The 5,188-nt window shown below is 50.9% G+C and carries 4 protein-coding genes; all 4 read left to right on the forward strand.

Annotated elements, in window-relative coordinates; translation table 11 throughout:
* The first annotated feature begins 341 nt into the window (after positions 1-341).
* A complete protein-coding gene (locus CZ345_RS00195; RefSeq protein WP_204224173.1) occupies positions 342-1,688 on the forward strand; it encodes an AAA family ATPase in 1,347 nt (448 codons plus the stop codon).
* A gap of 1 nt (position 1,689) precedes the next feature.
* Positions 1,690-3,114 (forward strand): vWA domain-containing protein, encoded by a 1,425-nt coding sequence (locus CZ345_RS00200; protein ID WP_077071195.1) that lies wholly within the window; start codon positions 1,690-1,692, stop codon positions 3,112-3,114.
* Positions 3,111-3,758: an HNH endonuclease gene (locus CZ345_RS17145; protein WP_077071196.1), complete on the forward strand. Its 648-nt coding sequence runs from the start codon at positions 3,111-3,113 to the stop codon at positions 3,756-3,758. The genes CZ345_RS00200 and CZ345_RS17145 overlap by 4 nt, the downstream gene beginning before the upstream one ends.
* A gap of 33 nt (positions 3,759-3,791) precedes the next feature.
* The coding region (locus CZ345_RS00210; RefSeq protein ID WP_077071197.1) for a type I restriction-modification system subunit M at positions 3,792-5,188 on the forward strand (1,397 nt) is incomplete at its 3' end.

Consider the following 5,188-nt stretch of genomic DNA (forward strand, 5'->3'; position numbering starts at 1 on the left):
CGATGGTAAGATGGCTGTACCGGCCCATGGCTGCCTCCTGATGATGTTGTCGTCGCAAGCACCATCGTATCAGGGCGCCATGGGCCGTCCCCATCGGGCGTTGTTGCACTTGGAATGAAAAACTAAGAGGCATTTAGCGAGGCATTCCTAGAAAAATACTTTACGACTCTTGACCATGAAACACTTGCCAAGAATCAGATATTCTCCGAGGAATTTTTTATTACGCATTTTGTTGACCTTGATGCAGAAACAGTTTTGCGAAAGGGAATTAACGAATGGTGTGATAGGGCGAAAAGGTCTACCAAGCTCGACGTGTTCCTTCGTATTAAAGGAGTTCGGTTTTGATTTCAATTAATACCGCAAAACGACTTGTTAAGAGGGCCTTGCTTGCCAACATTACTACAAATAAAAGTGACCTTGCCATCACGCCGCTTATTTCGGGTAAGCACGGCATTGGCAAATCCGCCATAGTAAAAAGCATTGCAAAAGAGTTAGGCGGCGTGTGTCTCACCATAGAGGGCGGCACACTTAAAGAAGGAGAGATAACGGGGCTTCCCTATCAATATGACACTGGCGATGGTCACGTTGCCTTCCGTTTCCTTCCTTATTATGTTGTCGAGCGCATCCAAGAGACCGAAAAAAGGCTCTTCGAACGGGTGCATCCGATGATCTCCTCGAACGACTCGAACACCTTGCTCGACGAAGCTCTTGCTGGTGACGTAAATCGATATGCCATGAACGACATTTCGTCCGAGGAAAAGATACGTCTTTTAACTTCAGGGGAAATCGTTCCCGTCATCGTCTTCATCGACGAAATCAACCGTACGGAAAATACCGTCTATAAAGAGCTGATGAACATTCTGCTTACGAGGACGGTTAACGGTTATCGCTTCCCCTGGTGGGTGTTTTTTGTAGGCGCCATGAATCCAAGCACGCAGAACAGTATTTACGCAACTAATGAAATGGATCCTGCACAGCTCGACCGTTTTCTCAAGCTTAAGGTGACAAGCAGCACTGGTGAATGGCTCCGTTATGGCAAACAGGAAGGCGTTTCCCCGTCTATTCTTCGTTTTATCAAAGAGCATCCTAAATGTTTGTCAGAAACATCTGCCGAACTTGAGGATGAAGAAAAACCAACCCCATCACCTCGCGGCTGGGACATGGTCGACACCATCCTCTCAAGCGAGCCCTTGCTCAGAGCCTTCTTTACAGATGCGGAGAACGCAGAGAGGACTGTTGCAAAGGATATGAAGACGCTTGTCGCATCGAAGCTCGGCCCAACCGTTGCCACCATGTACTTCGCAAGCCTTGTAGAAGAGGTTCCTGCTCTAACTGCGGAACAGATTCTTGGGCTCGATAAAAGACAGCTCGAAATTGCATCTACAGTTAAGGGGATGTCCGTAGCGAAGCGTGTTCAATCCTGCGATTCCGTCCTAACGTATCTCACAGATAATATTGAGTTTCTTATGCTCAACAAAGCGGGTTTTGAGAAGATCAAGTTACGGCTTTCCGCCTTCGTCGCATCACTTGACCCTTCAACAAAGCTGCTCTTTGCTCAAAAAATCGCTGCAACAACCACCTCTGATGGAAATAACCTAATTGAGTTCATCTTTGATATCTTTGAGCGGGATCTCATCGAAATGCTCGACCTCTCTGATGAGATAAGAGCGCAGATCGAGGCTAGTTAATATGGTGAACAGCGAAGGGATTGTCGATCTTCACCGTGAAATAAGCGAAGCCGTTCTAAAGTATGAAAAGAGCGCCGATCCGGCGCTTCTGAGTCACATTAACGATGGATTCAGTCGTTTTGCCCAGCTCGTCACGTTGTTCCTTGTTTCGGAACGGGATACCTACTACGGCTATTTCTTCATGGCTATGACATTTAGGCCAAATCCTAACATGGACGCCATTGCAGGTATTCTCCTCGACGCCTACCCGCCCATCTTTGAAGCGAATCCTCTTCGCCTATTCAAGCTTTCGCTCAAAGAGATACTGTATGTCTTCTGCCATGAAGTGGACCATGTTGTTTTTAACCATCCGGCAGAAATGGTTCGCTCTAACCCGGAAAAACAACCCGACCTATTTAAACTTTTCAACTACGCTGCCGACGCTTCTGTAAACGATCAGCTTAATTATGAGGCGGCTTGTGGAAAGAAGTTCCTTGCACCCCCCAAGGGAATCATCACGTCTCAGTTCATTTCTGCGCGATTCAACATCGCTCAAGTGGCTCCGCGTCAAGATTACCTCTACTACTTCAATCTCATCAAAGATGTGGCTCTTCCGGAGGAGATGGGGAATAGCAAGGAGCCTGGGTTTGAAGGCGGGCCTCTCGCTGGCGGCTCCTCGGTCGAATCGGGGGGCGACGAAGGGGCTGAATTTGAAGAAGGGCTGCTTATAGGCAACCATAGTTGGGAATCTTCGACCGGGGAGGACGAGGAGATAACCGGTACGCTTGACGAGATGCTTGAATCTGCCACTAAAGCATTTCTGAATAACGTAAACGAGCTCATGGGAGCCGAAGCGCGAGGCATGATGCCCGCCTACTATATAGAGCGACTTGAGCAAATTAATGCGCCGGCCAAGCTTAACTGGAAGCAACTTCTTAAAAAATATGTCGGCACCATCTCTGCAGAGAAGATTAAGACGAAAACGCGACTCAATCGCCGACAGCCGCTTCGTTTTGATTTATCCGGTACAAGGGAGAGCAAGACGCTTAAAATCGCCATCGCGATAGATACTTCCGCCTCGATGGATAGTGAACAACTTCGCCAGATCTTTGCTGAAGTTTTCGCCATCGTTGCTCAACGAAGATGTGAAATTACCGTTATCGAGTGCGACGCAGAAGTTCGAAATGTATACCGCATCACATCGCCCGATGATGCAAACTTAGAGGTATCAGGAAGGGGCGGCACCTGCTTCTCTCCAGTAATTCACTACATCAATGACCGTCGCTATTATAGAGATGCCTTACTTATTTACTTTACGGATGGGTATGGCGAGAAGAGTATTCCCCGACCGCGTACCTATCGCAATCTTTGGGTCATTTCTGGCGTAACGGTTCACTTATCTGTGGAACAGCCCTATGGTCTCGTACTCCCCTTGGAGGACGCATGACGATAGCTGACTCGCGAAACTATACCGAAAGAAAGCTGTACGCACGTGCGGCAAAAGATTGGTGCCACGTTCGCGCTGCGACCAACGACGCCGTCGAGTATGACGGATCTCAAGATCAAGGGGATAATCTGATTCGCTGCGCAGTTCATCCCTTGGGATGGCTGGATATTCAGATTGGCTTTGATAGTGTGCTTGCCAGCTGTGGAGAAGCATCTTCTACCATTGTAAGCTACAGCCTAGAACGCTTTGATCAGCTTACGTTTCAAGCACGACTCGATACGTTCCTTGCTAGCTTATTGAGTGGTAACTCTCGCAACGCCGCTCAGCCTGAGTTTAGGGAAGGATCGCGTTGTGAGGTCACGCTTGATCGCTATGAGCGAAGTGAGGCGGCGCGGAAGGCATGTATAGCGGCTCATGGAGCTACGTGCGCCATATGTGGCTTCGATTTTTCTCATACCTATGGGCCTACCTTTGCTGGAATCATCCAAGTTCATCATATTGTTCCTCTACATGTTACCGGCAAAGAACATGAGGTTGATCCGATGCACGACCTTATCCCGGTTTGCCCGAATTGCCATGTCGCGCTCCATTCAAAGCCAGATGGCACATATCTTCCTGACGAGCTTCGAGCTCTCATGCGATAATTGGAAAGCAGCGCAATTTCGAACGGAGCATCCATGATCACTGGTGAACTCAAAACAAAGGTCGACGGCATCTGGGACATTTTCTGGTCCAATGGCGTGAGTAACCCTCTCACGGTGATTGAGCAGCTCACCTACCTCATGTTCATCAAGATTCTCGATGATAACGAGACGCGCCGCGAGAGGAATGCGGAGCTCCTGGGCGAGTCCGTCACTGACCCCATCTTTGACGCCGATCACCAGAACTGTCGGTGGCACATCTTCCGCAACTACGAGCCCGACGCCATGTACGAGAACATGGTTCAGAACGTGTTCCCCTTCATCAAGGGCGTGCTTGGCTCAAGCAAGGACACCGCCTTTGCCAAGTACATGAAGGACGCCATTCTCGTGGTGAGCAATGCGCGTACACTCACCCGAATCGTGGACAAGCTCGAGGAGATCGACCTTTCCAACAAAGACATCATGGGCGACGTCTATGAGTACCTCCTCTCCAAGCTCGCCACCAGCGGGCAGAACGGTCAGTTTCGCACGCCGCGCCACATCATCAAGATGATGGTCGAGCTCATGCAACCCACCCCTGAGGATGCCATCTGCGATCCCGCGATGGGCAGTGCAGGCTTCATCTGCATGGCGGCCCAGTACATCAAGGACCACTACAAGACTGAGCTCATGCGTGCTGACGTCCAGCAGCGTTTCCAGACGACCATGTTCACCGGTCACGACACGGATTCCACCATGATGCGCATCGGTGCCATGAACATGATGTTGCACGGCGTCGAGGCTCCCAACATCTCCCAGCTCGACTCGCTCTCCGAGGACAACGAGGAGCGTGACGCCTATACCCTCATCATGGCAAACCCGCCATTCAAGGGCAGCCTCGACAAGGAGACCATCGCCAAGGACCTGCGCAATACGGTCTCGACAACCAAGACCGAGCTCCTGTTCCTGGCGCTCTTCCTCAAGAGCCTCAAGATCGGCGGTCGCTGCGCCTCCATCGTCCCCGACGGTGTTCTCTTTGGTTCCCAGAAGGCGCACAAGGCAATCAGGAAGGAGCTCATCGAGAACAACCGCCTCGTCGCGGTAATCTCTATGCCCTCCGGCGTGTTCAAGCCCTACGCTGGCGTGTCCACCGCCATCCTCATTTTCACCCGAACCGACAACGGCGGTACGGACGACGTCTGGTTCTACGACATGCAGGCAGACGGCTTCAGCTTGGACGACAAGCGAGAGCCCATCAAGGACAACGACATCCCCGATATCATCGAACGCTTCCACAACCTCGAGGCCGAGAAGGACCGCGCCCGCACCGAGAAGAGCTTCATGGTGCCCGTGCAGGAAATCATCGACAACGACTACGACCTCTCGATCAACAAGTACAAGGAGATTGTCTACGAGAAGGTCGAGTACCCGCCCACCAGCGAGCTGATTGCCGA

The sequence above is a fragment of the Mailhella massiliensis genome (genome assembly GCF_900155525.1).
In the GTDB taxonomy this organism is placed as follows: Bacteria; Desulfobacterota; Desulfovibrionia; order Desulfovibrionales; family Desulfovibrionaceae; genus Mailhella; species Mailhella massiliensis.

Excerpts from the sequence above, each read along its gene's own strand:
- CZ345_RS17145 (WP_077071196.1), top strand. The coding sequence starts at position 3,111 with ATGACGATAGCTGACTCGCGAAACTATACCGAAAGAAAGCTGTACGCA.
- CZ345_RS00200 (WP_077071195.1), top strand. The coding sequence starts at position 1,690 with ATGGTGAACAGCGAAGGGATTGTCGATCTTCACCGTGAAATAAGCGAA.